At 64.9% G+C, this 15196-nt stretch carries 13 protein-coding genes and 1 tRNA gene; 6 read left to right on the top strand and 8 right to left on the bottom strand.

Translation table 11 applies throughout. The annotated features are described in order from the left end of the window. The first annotated feature begins 47 nt into the window (after positions 1 to 47). The 3 genes from ptsP to KPL76_RS01720 all read left to right on the top strand — a co-directional run bounded on the left by ptsP (position 48) and on the right by KPL76_RS01720 (position 4302). The gene (ptsP, locus tag KPL76_RS01730; RefSeq protein WP_216334619.1) at positions 48 to 1736 is read left to right on the top strand and encodes a phosphoenolpyruvate--protein phosphotransferase; all 1689 of its coding nucleotides are present in this window, start codon (positions 48 to 50) and stop codon (positions 1734 to 1736) included. A 25-nt stretch (positions 1737 to 1761) separates the two neighbouring features. Continuing rightward, positions 1762 to 2472 (top strand): hypothetical protein, encoded by a 711-nt coding sequence (locus KPL76_RS01725; RefSeq protein WP_216334618.1) that lies wholly within the window; start codon positions 1762 to 1764, stop codon positions 2470 to 2472. Between the two features lie 108 nt (positions 2473 to 2580). Beyond that, a complete protein-coding gene (locus KPL76_RS01720; RefSeq protein ID WP_216334617.1) occupies positions 2581 to 4302 on the top strand; it encodes a carboxylesterase/lipase family protein in 1722 nt (573 codons plus the stop codon). 266 nt (positions 4303 to 4568) lie between these two features. Here KPL76_RS01720 and radA read toward each other — a convergent pair whose 3' ends face one another. The 4 genes from radA to mgrA form a co-directional block, all read right to left on the bottom strand. Beyond that, positions 4569 to 5897 (bottom strand): DNA repair protein RadA, encoded by a 1329-nt coding sequence (gene radA / locus KPL76_RS01715; protein WP_216334616.1) that lies wholly within the window; start codon positions 5895 to 5897, stop codon positions 4569 to 4571. Positions 5898 to 6097: 200 nt separating this feature from the next. Beyond that, entirely contained in the window at positions 6098 to 6871 is a 774-nt protein-coding gene (locus KPL76_RS01710) for a hypothetical protein (RefSeq protein WP_216334615.1), read from the bottom strand. A 17-nt stretch (positions 6872 to 6888) separates the two neighbouring features. Beyond that, on the bottom strand, positions 6889 to 7716 hold the full coding sequence (locus tag KPL76_RS01705) for a PIG-L family deacetylase (RefSeq protein WP_216334614.1): 828 nt from the start codon (positions 7714 to 7716) through the stop codon (positions 6889 to 6891). Positions 7717 to 7805: 89 nt separating this feature from the next. Further along, positions 7806 to 8831 (bottom strand): L-glyceraldehyde 3-phosphate reductase, encoded by a 1026-nt coding sequence (gene mgrA, locus KPL76_RS01700; protein ID WP_216334613.1) that lies wholly within the window; start codon positions 8829 to 8831, stop codon positions 7806 to 7808. Between the two features lie 87 nt (positions 8832 to 8918). Between mgrA and KPL76_RS01695 the strand changes: the two genes are divergently transcribed. Then, positions 8919 to 9008: transfer RNA gene (locus KPL76_RS01695), tRNA-Ser, on the top strand. 55 nt (positions 9009 to 9063) lie between these two features. On the opposite strand, the gene KPL76_RS01690 is transcribed toward KPL76_RS01695, so the two are convergent. Beyond that, positions 9064 to 9801: a site-specific integrase gene (locus tag KPL76_RS01690; RefSeq protein ID WP_253202109.1), complete on the bottom strand. Its 738-nt coding sequence runs from the start codon at positions 9799 to 9801 to the stop codon at positions 9064 to 9066. 219 nt (positions 9802 to 10020) lie between these two features. Here KPL76_RS01690 and KPL76_RS01685 point away from each other — a divergent pair, with 219 nt between their 5' ends. Then, positions 10021 to 10878 (top strand): SDR family NAD(P)-dependent oxidoreductase, encoded by an 858-nt coding sequence (locus tag KPL76_RS01685; RefSeq protein ID WP_216334612.1) that lies wholly within the window; start codon positions 10021 to 10023, stop codon positions 10876 to 10878. 25 nt (positions 10879 to 10903) lie between these two features. After that, positions 10904 to 11683: a DeoR/GlpR family DNA-binding transcription regulator gene (locus tag KPL76_RS01680; RefSeq protein ID WP_216334611.1), complete on the top strand. Its 780-nt coding sequence runs from the start codon at positions 10904 to 10906 to the stop codon at positions 11681 to 11683. A 17-nt stretch (positions 11684 to 11700) separates the two neighbouring features. Here the strand turns inward: KPL76_RS01680 and KPL76_RS01675 are convergent, their stop codons facing one another. From KPL76_RS01675 to KPL76_RS01665, 3 genes are read right to left on the bottom strand one after another with little or no spacing between them, the layout of a single operon-like run. Beyond that, a complete protein-coding gene (locus KPL76_RS01675) occupies positions 11701 to 12795 on the bottom strand; it encodes an aminopeptidase (RefSeq protein ID WP_216334610.1) in 1095 nt (364 codons plus the stop codon). 15 nt (positions 12796 to 12810) lie between these two features. Further along, positions 12811 to 14325 carry an FGGY-family carbohydrate kinase gene (locus tag KPL76_RS01670; RefSeq protein ID WP_216334609.1) on the bottom strand — a complete coding sequence of 505 codons (1515 nt, stop codon included), beginning with the start codon at positions 14323 to 14325 and terminating at the stop codon, positions 12811 to 12813. 24 nt (positions 14326 to 14349) lie between these two features. After that, on the bottom strand, positions 14350 to 15165 hold the full coding sequence (locus tag KPL76_RS01665) for a BtpA/SgcQ family protein (RefSeq protein WP_256438717.1): 816 nt from the start codon (positions 15163 to 15165) through the stop codon (positions 14350 to 14352). Positions 15166 to 15196 lie beyond the last annotated feature (31 nt).

Raw genomic sequence — 15196 nt, 5'->3', positions numbered from 1 at the left:
CGGTCTATTCTTGATCGGGAGTGCGGGTTGCCAGAAGGAGTACCACAATGCTGTTGCACGGAGTCGGTGTCGGTCGGGGCCTTTCTGTCGGTTCGATACTGCGGATGCCTGAGCCGTTGCCCGAACCGGCAGACGACATCAGCCAGGCGTCACCGGCCGACGAGTTCGCCCGGGTCAAGGTGGCGCTCGCCCACGTTGCAGCCGACCTCGAAGCCCGCGGCGAGAAGGCCGGGGGTGAGGCGCAGGATGTGCTGGGTGCCCAGGCCCTGATGGCCCAGGACCCGACGCTGGTCGACGACATCGAAGAACGTCTCTCAAACCACAAGTCGGCCGACCGGGCCGTGTTCGAGGCCTTCGCCAATTTTCGTGACCTGCTGCTGCAGATGGGCGGCTACATGGCCGAGCGCGCGACCGACCTCGACGACGTCTCGCAGCGCATCATCGCGAAGCTCCGGGGGGTGGCAGCACCCGGCGTTCCCGAGTCAGACGCGCCGTTCATTCTCGTGGCGCACGACCTTGCACCGGCCGACACCGCACTGCTCGACCTGGCGAAGGTCATCGGGCTCATCACCCGCGAGGGCGGCCCGACCTCGCACACCGCCATTCTCGCCCGGTCGAAGTCGATCCCGGCGATCGTCGGCGTCGAGGGTGCAGAAGAGCTGGCCGATGGCACGCTGGTGATTCTGGATGCTGGAGCCAGCACCGTGCGCACCACACCGTCGGATTCTGAGATCGAGCAGGCGAACATCCGTATCGCCGAGCGGCTGGCTGTGGCTTCAGCGCCGCTTACACCCGGAGCGCTGGCCGACGGCACGCTCGTGCCGCTGCTCGCGAACCTCGGCTCGGCAGATGGCGCCGACGAAGCACTTGCTGCGGGCGCTGAGGGTGTGGGGTTGTTCCGCACGGAGTTCCTCTTTCTCGATGCGACCGAGGCGCCCTCCGTCGAAACGCAGCTGCGGGAATACGAACGGATGCTGCGAGCCTTCGCCGGCAAGAAGGTCGTCGTGCGCGTGCTCGACGCGGGTGCCGACAAGCCGCTGAGCTTTCTGAACGACGAGAAGGAGGAGAACCCGGCGCTGGGTCTGCGGGGCATCCGTGCCCTTCGGGCGAGCGAGCAGATCCTCACCGACCAGCTCGCCGCGCTGGCTCTGGCGGAGTCCGCGGTGAACGACTCGGCCGCTCCGGGTGACCGGGTCGAGCTCTGGGTCATGGCGCCGATGATCGCCGACAGTGACGACACCGAGTACTTCGTCTCGCTGGCACGGGAGGCGGGCATCCGGGTCGCGGGCGTCATGGCAGAGGTGCCGTCGTCGGCGCTCGTGGCCGACCAGATCTTCGAAACGGCCGACTTCGTGAGCATCGGCACCAACGACCTCACGCAGTACACCCTCGCGGCCGACCGCCTGCTCGGCTCGGTGGCGAACCTGCAGGACCCGTGGCACCCGGCGGTGCTGCGACTGGTGGGGATGCTCGGCAGAGCCGGCCGCGACGCGGGCAAGCCCGTGGGTGTGTGCGGAGAAGCTGCGGCCGACCCGTCGCTCGCCGTGGTGCTGGTGGGGCTCGGGGTCACGACGCTCTCGATGACGCCCGCTGCGCTCGCCGATGTGCGCGCCGAACTCGCGCGCCACACGATGGCTGAAGCCCAGGAGCTTGCGCGGGCGGCCGTCGCCGCGACGTCGGCCCAGCGGGCTCGCACGGCCGTGCTGCGGCTTTCGGCAGCCAACGCCGTCGGCTGAAGAAGCCCCCCGGTATTCTAGGAGCATGTCTTCTGCCGCAGGTTCACCTCGTCGACGCCCGTCGGCGAGGGTGTACCGGCGTCGCCGGTTCGTCGTTCTGCTCGGACTGCTCGCGGTGATCGTGATCGTTCTGCTGATCGTCTTCCGGCCCGGATCTGGTTCGGGCTCGCCCAGCGGAGCTCCCGCACAGACCGGCTCCGCTGCTGCGTCCGTCGCACCGACAGCGTCTTCTTCGACGGCCGCCGCAGACTCGGCCAGCCTGTCGCCGGCGGCGGCCCCTGCCCCCTCTGCAGCAGCGACGCCCGCTCCTGCGCCCGCTGCGGCTGACGGCTCGGTGGCCTGTGCGGCTGGCAACATCACCGTCACACCGAAGACCGACTCCAACGACTACTCGAGCGGGTCACAGCCGCAGCTCTCCTTCACCCTGACGAACACCGGCTCCGACCCGTGCACAATCAACGCCGGCACCTCGAAGCAGGTGTACACGATCACCAGCGGCTCGGAGGTGTACTGGACCTCGACCGACTGCCAGACCGGCGCCGCTGACACCCTGGCGATGCTCGCACCGGGGCAGACGGTTTCGGCGACGCCCTTCGGGTGGGGCCGCGTCCGGTCGAACAAGGCTGCGTGCGATGCTGCTCCGGTCTCAGTTCCCTCCGGTGGGGCGTCGTATCACCTCAAGGTCTCCGTCGACGGCATCACCTCGAAGGACTCCGCACAGTTCATCCTCGAGTAGTCTGCCCGCGCGCCGCACCGGTCTTCGACCTCGCTGGTGCTTGCGTTCGCCTGCAGCTCGGGCGCATCGGTTCGCCTGCCCTTCACCTTCGCGCGTTAGCATCGCATCATGTCGACTTCGGTTCTGCGCAACGACCTCGAGATCGAGACGGCCCAGGGCGTCGTGCGAGGGGTACGCGAACGCGGCATCGAAACCTGGCGTGGCATCGCCTACGCCGAGCCGCCGGTCGGTGCGCTGCGGTTCAGGGCTCCCCGGCCTCCGCTGCCGTTCACTGGCGTACAGGATGCCCGGCACTTCGGCCACGTCTCGCCGCAGTCGCGCGAGGGCAACTTCATCGGTGCGGCGAAGAACGCCACCATGAGCGAGGACTGCCTGACGCTCAACGTGGTGCGGCCTGTGCGGGGTGCGTCGGCCGGGCATCCGGAGTCTGAGGCCGTGCACGACGCACCCGTTTCCCCGCTGCTGCCTGTCATGGTCTTCATTCACGGCGGGGCCTACAGCGTGGGGTCGTCTGCCGAGGTGCCACGAAACGGTGACACCCTCGCGCGTGACGGCAACGTCGTGTATGTCAGCATCAACTACCGACTGGGCGCGCTCGGGTTTCTCGACTTCACGGCCTACTCGAGTCCCGACCGCCCGATCGAGAACAACCTCGGGCTGAAGGACTGCGTTGCGGCGCTGCAGTGGGTTCAGTCGAACATCCGGGCGTTCGGCGGTGACCCGGATTCAGTGACGCTGTTCGGCGAGTCTGCCGGCGCCAACGCGGTGACGACGCTGATGACCGTGCCGTCGGCCGCCGGGCTCTTCGCGCGCGCGATCGCCCAGAGCTCGCCGACGAACGCGGTCTATCCGCCCGAGCTCACCCGTGTCTGGGCCGGCCAGTTCGTCGAGCTGCTCAGTGAACGCATTGCGAACGACAGCGTCGAGAACACCACGGCAGAAGACGCGGGAGAGATGCTCGTGAACGCCCACTGGGGCGACCTGGTCAAAGCGACCGATGCCCTCACGATGCGGGCGCCAGACACCGACCCCGGCACGATCGCGCTCTGCCCGGTCATCGATGGCGACTTTCTGCCGGAGCGCCCACTCGACGCGTTCAAGGCGGGCCACGCGCACCGGGTGCCGCTCATCATCGGTACCAACGACCGCGAGGGGTCTCTGTTCACCGGGCGACTCGACATTCTTGCGACGACGCCCAAGCGCATCCGGGCGATCTTCTCCAAGACGAAGAAGAAGGCGCGCAAGGCCATCAAGGCCGAGTACCCGGGCCTGCCCGAGAAACGCCCGGCGGCTGACTTCGGTGGCGACTATGCCTTCTGGTACCCCACCGTGAAGGTCGCCGAGCGTCACTCCCGGTTCGCGCCGGTGTACTTCTACCGTTTCGACCTGGCTCCGCGCCTGGTGCGCCTGGCCGGGTTCGACGCGACGCACGGCATCGAGCTCTTCGCGCTGTTCGACCGGATGCACGGGGCCTTCGGCCGCACGATGACACTGCTGGGCGGGCGGAGGTCGTTCCTGCGTTCGGGAGCCCGCATGCGTCGGTGGTGGAGTGCGTTCGCCTACGAGGGCGATCCCAACGCGGACGCGTGGAACGGTGGGCGCGGTGTGGCGGTTGCCGCTCCGAATGCGGCCGCGCGGGATGGTGAGCGTGGTGGGGCGGTTGCCGCTCCGAACGCTGAGGAGTCGGGCCCGGACCGGTCACGCCCTCGGTGGCCACGCTACGAGGAGGAATCCCGCCGCACGCTCATCATCGACGCGGTCGACCGAGTGGAATCAGACCCGCGCGCCTCGCGTCGCCTGGCCTGGCAGGCTTTCGTTCCTCACGTCTAGCGGACGTGCCCCCCGACCCGCTCCGCGTTGTGACGCTCGCTCGTCGCCGGTGGGCGCGAATATCGCCGTCGATGGCTCACTCCGCCGGTTCGTCCTTCGTGTGCTGCAAACCGACGAACCTCAGCGAAGCCGTCGCAAATACGACGTCGGTTGCTCTGACGTTCGTCGGTTCTGCGTCGCGACCCGTCTGCGTCGCGACCGGTTTGCGCCGCGACCGGGTGGGTCCGGCAGCGGACCACGCCTGGCTGGACGCTATTCCGGCTGGGTCAGGCCGCGTCGAACGCCCGGTGGAACGCGAGCTTGATCGCCGTCTCTCCCGGGCCGAGCACGGAGGTGAACCCCAGCCGCCTGGCCTCCGTCGTGCGCAGTGCACCCGACGTGACGGGCCGCACTTCGCCTGCGAGGCTGATCTCGCCGAATGCCACGAAGTTGTGCGGCAACGCGATGTCGCTGTTTGCTGAAGCGATCGCAAGCGCGATCGCGAGGTCGGCCGAGGGGTCGGTCAGTTTCACGCCGCCCACCGTCGACACGTACACATCTTTGTCGCTCAGCTTGATCTTGAGGCGCCGTTCGAGCACGGCCAGCAGCATGGAGACGCGCGACGCGTCGACGCCGTTCGTCACGCGACGCGGGTTCGGTGCACCCGTGGCCACGACAAGCGCCTGGACTTCGACGGGCAGGGCCCGCCTGCCCTCGAGTGCGACCGTGACACAGGTGCCGCTGACCGCCTCGGTGCCCCGGCTCAGGAACAGCCCGCTGGGGTCGGGTACTTCGCGGATGCCTTCCCCGGTCATCTCGAAGCACCCGACCTCGTCGGTGGGGCCGAAGCGATTCTTGAGCGTGCGCACGAATCGCAGCGACGTCTGCCGGTCGCCCTCGAACTGGCAGACGACATCGACGAGGTGCTCGAGCACCCGAGGCCCGGCTATCGAGCCGTCTTTGGTGACGTGCCCGACGAGAAGCACTGGCAGTGAGCGTTCTTTGGCAACGCGGATAAGCGCTGTCGCCACCGCTCGCACCTGCGTTGGCCCCCCGGCCGCACCGTCGATCTGCGAACTGCTCACCGTCTGAACGGAGTCGACGATGACGAGGTGCGGCATGACGGCGTCGATCTGGCCGAGGATCGTGGCGAGGTCTGTCTCGGCCGCGAGCATGAGTGTGGGCGAGAGTGAACCTGTGCGTTCGGCACGCATCTTGATCTGGCTCACGGACTCCTCAGCGCTGACGTAGAGCACGCGCAGGTGCTCCTGCGCGGCGCGGGCGGCGACTTCGAGCAGGAGGGTCGACTTGCCGACACCAGGTTCGCCCGACAGCAGGATCGCCACGCCGGGCACGAGACCCCCGCCCAGAACGCGGTCGAACTCGGTGATGCCCGTTGCCCAGTGTGTTGCCGTGTCGGTCTCGATCTCGGTGATCGGGCGAGCAATGCTGGCCTGGTCGACGCTCACGGCTTTGATCTGCCCCTGGAGCCCCGTGGACTCAGCTGACGACACAACGGTGCCCCACGACTGGCATTCACCGCAGCGGCCCGCCCAGCGCAGGGTCGTCCACCCGCACTCGGTGCACTTGAAGTTGCTGAGGGGTTTGGTCGCCATACAGCCCACATTAGGCGCGGCTGCCGACACTGGACTCGAGCAAGCGCGCGAGTGGTGAAACACCGTCACGTGACGAAGATTGTGAGGGACGAGCCGGGCCCGGTTCGCCCACGCTCGAGCTGGTCGAGTCGGAGCAACTTGCGCCGATCATCCACGACCGCCGAGTGAAGACGAGCTGGCAGGCGAAGAGAACGGGGAGGTCAGTCCTCGTCGTCGATCTCGGCCTTACCCTTGCCCTTCGCAGAGAGCACGGCGGCGCGCTCGGCGAGACGACGATTGACCTCTGCCTGGGTGTCGTCGACGAACTTCTGGTCGAGCGGCGGGTTGGCCTCCTGCGGCTTGCCGTTGTACTTCTCGATGTACTCGTCGAGCTCGGGGCCAGATGTCCACGAGGTGATCAGGCTGTACCGGGGTTCGGGGCCGGTGTGCCACACGGCGTGCCAGAACCGCTGCGTGTCGACGATCAACCGCGACCCTGCAGGAAGCGGAATGCGCACCTCGGTAGAGGGGTCGAACCGGTCCTCGCGCAGGATGAGCACGGAGTCGGGGTCGTCGCTCAGGTTGAAGAAGCCGCGCACGATCCACCCGGTGCCATCGGGGTTCAGGCGGTTGTTGTCATCCTGGTGCAGGTTGTAGACAGCCGTCTCGTAGTCGTTGGGCTGCAGTTCGATGACGCGGCACCGGCCGACGTTCGCCCCTGGTTCTTCGGCACGGGCCTTCAGAATCGGCGCCCGCTCGACGTTTCCCTGCACCCAGACTCCGTCTTTGTCGGCGCGGGGAGGCGTGTGATTCCAGAAGCCGTTGCACTCCATCTGGCCGAACGCGCTCGCGAGGGGCGCAAACCGGGTGTCTCCCGACGACTTCCAGTCGACAAAAGTGAGGTCGAGCCATTCTTCGGGATCAGCAGCCTGGTTGTAGGTGTCGAGCACAACGTAACCGCTGTCGGCGAATGCTGCAGATCTGATGTAGCTCATCGGGGTGAAGGTGCCTCTCAGTGAACGGCCGGGCCCGAATGCTCAGGGTCCCGTAGAGAAACGCTAACACTTGATGACTCCGTGCCACCTGTTGCAGCCAGCCGATATCGCTCGAATGCGGCAAGCGTGTGGCGTTGCCCGCCCGAGAGCACGATGTCCTCGCCGTCGAGCGTCAGCTGCGTCTGGTGCTGGGCAAGCGCACGCATGACGGTGTGGCGGTGGGGCTCGAGCGGAATCTCGAGGTCGCCCACTTGTGACGGCTCAGCCTGCGGAACGACCATATAGAGAGGCAGCCCTGTCTGCGACGAAGCCGCAGCTGCCGCATCGTGCATGCGCACGTGATCCGGATGCCCGTACCCGCCCTTCTCGTCATAACTCACCAGCACGGCCGGCCCGGTCTCGTCGATCACACGAAGGATCTCGTCGACCACTTCGTCGAGCGAGGCCAGGCTCAGGGCATCCACTGGCGCGTCGTCGGCCGCGATCGCGGTGCCGGCTGGCCCCCATTGCATTCCCGAATCGGAATACACGCGCGGGGCCGCTGCGTCGTCGACACTTTCGCCGAGAAAGCGGTGGTCGGTGACGCCCAGCTCGCGCATCGCTCCAGCCAGCTCGGCTACGCGTGCTGCTGCGAGTTCGGGTGTGCCTTCGAGATGCTTCAGCGGCCCCGGCACAACTTCGCCGCGCTCGCCGCGCGTGCCGGTCACGAGCACAACGGAGTAGCCATCGGCCACCAACCTCGCCATGAGGCCGCCGGTGGCGAGCGTCTCATCATCGGGGTGCGCGTGCAGCAGCAGAACGGCCTGGTCAGTGCGGGCAGGGTCGGAGAGCTCGGGGAACAGCACGAACCCAGCCTATTCGGCTGGCTGACTCGAATCGCCGCGTCGCTCTCGAGTCTGCTCGTTGCCCCGAGCCAGCTGCGATGAGACCGCGATCAGACCGCGCTCGATGGTGCCCACAGGTTGAGCCGGGCATCCACCGCATGTTCGTCGATCGCGTCGAGCTCAGACTGTTCGAACGAGAGGTTGGAGGTCGCCGCAAGATTGTCTTCGAGCTGCTTCACGCTCGACGCGCCGACCAGCACCGATGTCACGCGTTCGTCGCGCAGCGCCCACGACAGCGCGAGCTGCGCCAGCGTCTGCCCGCGGCCGGAGGCGATCTCGTTCAGTGCGCGCACATGACCGAGTGTCTCGTCATTCAGGAACGTCTGCGACATCGACCCGCCCTGTGCAGCGCGCGAATCGGCAGGAACCCCGCCCAGGTACTTGTCGGTCAACAGCCCCTGCGCCAGCGGTGAGAAGGCGATGCATCCCACGCCGAGGTCACCCAGTGTGTCGAGCAGGCCCGACTCGATCCAGCGGTTGAACATCGAGTACGACGGCTGGTGGATGAGCAGGGGAGTGCCGAGGTCGTTCAGGATGCGCGCGGCGGCCACTGTGCGCTCGGGCGAGTAGCTCGAGATGCCCGCATAGAGAGCGCGACCCGAGGTGACAGCAGTGTGCAGCGCCCCCATCGTCTCTTCGAGCGGCGTATCGGGGTCGGCCCGGTGCGAATAGAAGATGTCGACGTAGTCGAGCCCAAGCCGACCCAGCGACTGGTCGAGGCTCGCGAGCAGGTACTTGCGCGAACCGAGGTCGCCATACGGGCCTGGCCACATGTCGTACCCGGCCTTGCTCGAGATCACGAGTTCATCGCGGTACGGAGCGAAGTCCTCGGCGAAGATACGCCCGAAGTTCGTCTCGGCGCTGCCATACGGGGGCCCGTAGTTGTTGGCCAGGTCGAAGTGCGTCACGCCCAGGTCGAACGCCCGGCGCAAGATGGCGCGCTGCGTCTCGGTGGCCACGCCGTCGCCGAAGTTCTGCCACAGCCCCAGCGAGACCGCCGGCAGTTTCAGCCCGCTTCGCCCGGTCCGGCGGTAGGGGAGGTGGTCGTAGCGGTCGTCTGCAGCAATGAAGGTCACGCTCCGATCATGCCACGCGGGCTTCGCCTGTATGGATGCCCGGCCTCCGATTGGCGCCTCCGCGTGGTGTGCCGTAATGTGTCCTCCGGTACCGTGTCCGAGCGGCCGAAGGTACATGTCTCGAAAACATGTGTGCTTGAAAGAGCACCGTGGGTTCAAATCCCACCGGTACCGCCATCTTCCAGCCCCTCACTTCCCTGTATTTACGGGGATGTGGGGGGCTTTGGTTTGCTCACGGCTCCTCACAACCCCACAAAAACCACACATTTGCTTTTTCTCGCGCCGTAGCGAGAGATTCAGCGACCGCGTCAAGGTCGTCTGGGAAGAGGTCGGCGTAGGTGTCGAGGGTCATCGCCGCAGATGCGTGGCCGAGCATCCGTTGCACGGCCTTGACGTTCGCGCCGGCACTGATCGCGAGTGAGGCGGCTGTGTGTCGAAGATCGTGAGGAGTCACCCGCGGCATGTTCGGTTCGGCTGCTTGTGCCTTTCGTACGGCGGAGGCGAACCAACCTCGCTGGCTGTGCGGAAACTTCAGATGCGACCCACCTGATCCGAATACGAGCTCGTTCCGGTTCTTTCCCGCCACTGCCAGACGGATGGATTCATCCAGAAACGAAGGGTATGGCACGCTCCGGCCGGCGTATGACTTTGGAGTTCCGACATGGATCGTGCCGTTGACATCGACTGCATTCTCTTCTACTCCGAAGCGTCGCCGGTTCACGTCAACGTGCTTGACTCGCAGCCCGGTGAGTTCACCCCATCGAAGTCCCGTGTAGGCGAGGGCCAGAATGACCACACCATGGTCCTCAGCAAATCGAGCCAGGGTGTTGAGCTGTTGATGGCTGAGGTATACGCGGGGCTTTCTGAGCTTGCGCGGCAAATTCACTCCGCGAGCGACGTTGGACTGCACGCGGCGGTCCCGAACTGCGACATCCAGGATGGACGCGAGAACGCCATAGGCGCGTATCACGGAGGTTGCGCCTAGGCCGGTGGAGGAGGAACTCAGTCGAGAGACCCACGCTTGAACGTCGCTGTGCTGTACCTTGCCGACAGGGGTCAGCCCGCAAACCGGAACAACGCTTAAAAATGATCAAATGAACTTAAAACTGCTACTGTTTGATCAAGGGTACGCGTCAATGGGCCTACAAAGCTGGGCATCTCGCTCGTGAAGAAGACTGAGAGGACGTGGATGGCACGGCTTGAGGATCGAGTTGCCATCGTGACGGGCGGGGCGACGGGAATAGGTCGCGCAATCGCTGAACTGTTCGTATCCGAAGGTGCGCGAGTCGTCATCGGTGATATTCAAGACGATCTCGGTATGGAAGTTGCATCAGCGCATCCTGAACGACTGCTCTACCAGCGCGCAGACGTCACGGTCGATCGAGACATCGAGGCTCTGATCCATTCGGCGACAGATGTCTTCGGACAGGTAGACGTGATGGTCAACAACGCGGCTACGGGAGGGGATCGTTCAGACCTTGTTGACCTGACCGCTTCGGGATTCGAGAGCACAGTGCGGCTTGTGACGACGTCGGTGATGCTCGGCCACAAATATGCTGCCCGGCAATTCCGAGCTCAGGGGCGCGGCGGATCGATCATCACGACTGCCAGCGTCGCCAGTCTGCAAGGCGGCTGGGCACCCGCAGCGTATACGGCGTCCAAGCACGCCATCGTCGGGCTCATCCAAGCCGCAACAGCAGAGCTGGCTCCTTACGGGATTCGCTCGAACGCAATTGCGCCCGGCTCTATTTTCACGCCGGGGAGCGCGCGCGGTTTGGGGATCGCTGAGGGCGAAATCGACGAGTTTGTGAAGTTCGTCGATGTGCGAACCGCTGATTCCTACCCGCTCGGCAGGTCAGGCCGTGGTTCCGACGTCGCTAACGCAGCTCTGTTTCTTGCAAGCGACGAGTCGAGCTGGATTTCAGGGGTGATGATTCCCGTCGACGGGGGGTCGACGGCAGTCGCGCTGGGCGGAACGGCCCCCATCACTCCACCCGGCTCGCCCACCATTCTTGCCGACGCAGTGGCCGCGTTCCGGGCCCGATGACTAAGAAGTATGGTATAACCAGTCAGTGAAGAACAGTCGGCAAAGCGAAATCGTTCAGTTCCTCGACGCCGAGGGAATGCTCACCGTAACAGAGTTGGGCAAGCGTTTCGGTGTCTCTGAAATGACGGTTCGGCGCGATCTGGTGGAACTCGAGACGGCCGGATTGGTGCGACGAGTTCACGGGGGAGCCACGCGCGCACTGGGCCGTGCTTACGAGCCTCCATTCAGAATGCGTCAAGCGGCAGCGCTGGGTAGCAAACAGGCCATTGCGCGGGCGGCGGCGAAGCTGATCGCTGAGGGCGACGCGATCGGGCTCGATGTCGGATCGACCGTGCTCGAGATGGTGCCGGAGTTCGTTGACATTGACAACCTGACTGTCGTCACCGCGAGTCTGAGAGTGGCGAATCGGGTAGCTGAGTTGCATGCACTCGAACATTCTGTGCGGCTCATCGTCACAGGTGGCGTGGCGCGGGCTGAAGAGCTCTCTCTGACCGGTCAGTCCGCGATCGAGTTCTACCGCAACATTCGTCTCGACAAAGCCTTCATTTCGGTTGGGGGAGTGAGTAATGAGGGGGGCGCGACCGAGTTCAATCTTGAAGATGCCGAGGTGAAGCGCGCCCTCATCAACTCCTCTGAAGAGGTCGTGGTGTTGGCCGACTCATCCAAATTCGGGCAGACCGGGTTCGCCTATGTCGCCGACCTGCGTCGGGTGTCGTGCTTGATCACCGACTCAGGCATCGGCGAGAAGGTCTTGAGCGACCTTCGGGGGATCGGTGTTTCAGTTACCGTCGTCGATCCGGTTTGATCTCTGTCGGTCGATCGTCACCAGGTCGGCAGCCCATTCTCGATGATCGGAACGCCGTCGAGCAGAATACTGCCCGCGCCTCCACCCGAGGAGGGGCGCAGATCTTTCACGATGTCCCAGTGCAACGACGATTGATTGGTGCCGCCGCACTGCGGGTAGGCGCGACCGAGGGCGATGTGCGCGGTACCCAGTATCTTCTCGTCGAAGAGCAGGTCACCGGTCATCGTGCGCATTCCGGCGTTGAGTCCGATTCCAAGTTCACCAACTCGCCGTGATCCGTCGTCGGTGTCGAGAAGTGCGGTAGCGAGCGCGCTGCCTGTTGTGGCGTTGACTTCTTTCACCAACCCGTCTTCGAAGTCGAGGCGAAGGCCTTCAACTCGTTCACCTGCAAAGTAGAACGGTTCGGAGAAGACGATGTGCCCGTCGACACGGTCGTCTAGCGGAGCGGTGGCGATCTCGCCATCAGGCCAGTTCGCCTCTCCGGCAAAGACGACGGCTCGCCGACCGGTAACACCTAGCGAGAGATCGGTATCGCTAGAAATGATGCGCAACGTGTCGGCCTGGTCGATTCGCTCCGCCAGGGCCTGCCACGCAGGGAGTGCTCCGGACCAGTCCATGAGACAGCCGGCGAAGAACTCCTCGAACAGCACGTCGGGACAAACGCCGATGAATTCCGACCACTCCCGGGTAGGCACGCGAACGAGGGCCCAGCGCCCCTTCTCCCAGCGCGCTGAAGAAACCTGGCCTTTTGCACGCCGCAGGGCTGCCACCCGAGTGGCCACCTCCGGCTCGCTGAAGCCTTCGAGGCCGGCCGGTGGCAGCATTCCGCGGAACGAGACGTGCACGTCGGATTCCCGTAGCGACGCCATCTCGATAGCTGATGGAGACTCGAGCACTTCGCTCGACGCGAACCGAAGGCCGAGGGTATCGAGCCGCTCGTCGGTCAGCAGAACATGGGGTACTGCTCCGCGACGGTACACCGCGGCGCAGAACGACTCCACGATCGCGAAGCTGCCGGCATCGGTCAGAAAGACTCCGACCTTGTCTCCGGAGGCGATGTGAAGCCCATCTGCCACGGCTTCTGCCACGGTCGACCAAGAGTGCTCGGGCATGCGGTCTGACACGTATCAGTTACCTTTCGAGGATAGACGCGCTAATTGGTGAGCTATGGGTTGCATGGCTGTCTGCAGTTCGTGCCAGAGCAAAGTGCGCTCGCTGTAAAAACGAGTACGAGCGGCGTCAGGGATGATTCGCGCCGACGTCTTCGCCCAGGCAGCGACCGCACGCGGGCTCGGCACCAGGCCCACGGCCACGGCAGCGAGCATCGCGTCGCCATACGATGCGCCGTTGCCGTGGCACACCTCCTGCGCGAGACCCGACATATCTGAGACGAGTGAGAGCCACACAGAGTTCTTCGTGCCACCGCCGACCGCGAGAATGCGGTGAGGAGGCACGCCGGCGTCTGCATAGCACGCGAACACATCTGCGACGCCGTAGCCGATTCCCTCGAGCAACGACCGGTAGACATCGGCCCTAGTGTGTCTGACTGTCAGGCCAGCAAGCATCCCGCGAGCATCCGGGTCGTTCAGTGGTGTGCGTTCCCCGCTGAAGTGCGGCAGCGCGAGAAGTTCGTTGGCGCCGGGCGGGGACTGCCCGGCCTCGATTGCGAGTTCGGTGAACACGGCGCCGTCCGTGTTCTGCTCCAGCCCGAGTATGTCGACGAACCAGCGAGTGATGGTTCCGGCCGTCGACGTGCCCGCGGCAAGCACGTACGAGCCCTCGAAGAGGTAGGGCGCCGCGTACAGCCCGGCATTGGTGACAGCACGATCTACCACCTGAATGAAGAAGTGGCTCGACCCGTACATGACCATCAGGTCGCCAGGATCGAGAGCGCCGCAGCTGAATGCCTCGGCGAGAGCATCGCTTGTGCCCACCAGCACCGGTGTGCCCTCAGCCAGACCGGTGGCCCCCGCTGCCGCCCTGGAGACCGCGCCGGCTACCTCGCCGGCCCAGGCCAGCTCGGGAAGCTGGTCGTCGTCGACGAACCACTCACAGCCAGCCGTGTTCCATCTGCCTTCAGCCAGCTCGTACAACGGGTGAAAGTAGGCTGCGGTGCCGTAGTCCATCACCCATCGATCGGTGAGGCGGCCGACGAGAAAGCTCTGGCTCGTCACAAAACGGTGCGTTCGGCTGTATACCTCGGATTCGTTGTCATGGATCCACGCGATCTTCGGTCCCGCAGACTGGCTCGATAGATCATTGCCGCTGCGGGCGTGAATCACCTCGCGACCGAGTGCGTCCTCGATGCGAGCGATCTGAAGGGTCGCTCGCGTGTCGATGCCGTAGAGAATTGCGTTGCGAAGTGGATGCCCGGACGCATCGACCGGCAGAACGCTGGGGCCGATTCCACTGCACGCGACTGCCGCGACGGATTCGCCCTCGGCAACAGAGCTCAGTAGTTCGCCGACGATCTCGCAGAAGCTGCCCCACCAGTGGAGTTCGGCGTCATGCTCAACGAATCCCGGTTTCGGCGTGATGATGCTGTAGGACCGTACCGAGCTCGCCCGCACCTCACCCGTCTCATTGACGAGAACGCCCTTCGCTTCGAAGGTTCCGAGGTCGAAACCGATAAGGAGTGCCATGACTCGATCCTTGCGCAGTCTGCGTCAGACTCGACTCATCCGCACATCGCGCACGGCGCTCATCAGCTCACGCACCCGTTTCTCGTCTGCGGCGTTCTCGAATTTTCCATCGACCTTGAGTGCCGTGCCGACGATCGCTGCATCAGCGATGGAGAGTTGAAGTTCGGCGGTCTCTGCTCGCACGCCGGTATTCACGATGACTGGGGTGTCGCCTGCGTTTTCTTTCACGACTCTCAGTGAAGCGCTGTCTGTTGCTGCGCCGGCAGTGAGGCCCGACACGCAGATCGCGTCGGGTTTGGCATTGAACACGGTCGACACGGCGATGTCAGCGAGCGACCGCGAACCGAGATACGCCGTGGCCTCTGGCACGATGTTGAAGATCATTTTGACATCGCTGGCTCCGATCCGGGCTCGGTGCCGTGCGGTAGCCCCGACGTTCGTGTCCCACAGGCCGAAGTCACTGGCGTAGACCCCCGTGAAGATCTCGCGAACGTACTGCGCGCCTGTCGCGGCAGCGAGATCGAGTGAGGCGATGCCATCCCACAGTACGTTGACGCCGAACGGGATGGTGATCTCGTCAGAGAGTTCACCGATGATCGTCGCCATGCTGATCGCAGTGAGCGGCTCTGTCTTCGTGAGGTAGGGCAGGCTGAATTCGTTCGAGATCAGCAGCCCGTCTACGCCGCCGGATTGCAGCGCGTCGAGATCCCGCCGGGCGGCGTCGATCACTGAGCGCATACCCCCAAGGGAGTTGAAGGCGGGGTCGCCCGGCAGTGCCTGCAGGTGCAACATCGCGATGACGGGCTTTCGCACCGGAAAGAGGTTGTCGAGCCAGGTCAATGTAATTCCTTTCGAAGATTCCGGCTGTCCC

It is taken from the genome of Subtercola sp. PAMC28395 (assembly GCF_018889995.1).
Taxonomy (GTDB): Bacteria; Actinomycetota; Actinomycetes; order Actinomycetales; family Microbacteriaceae; genus Subtercola.
This window is presented reverse-complemented; position numbering and strand designations above follow the sequence as displayed.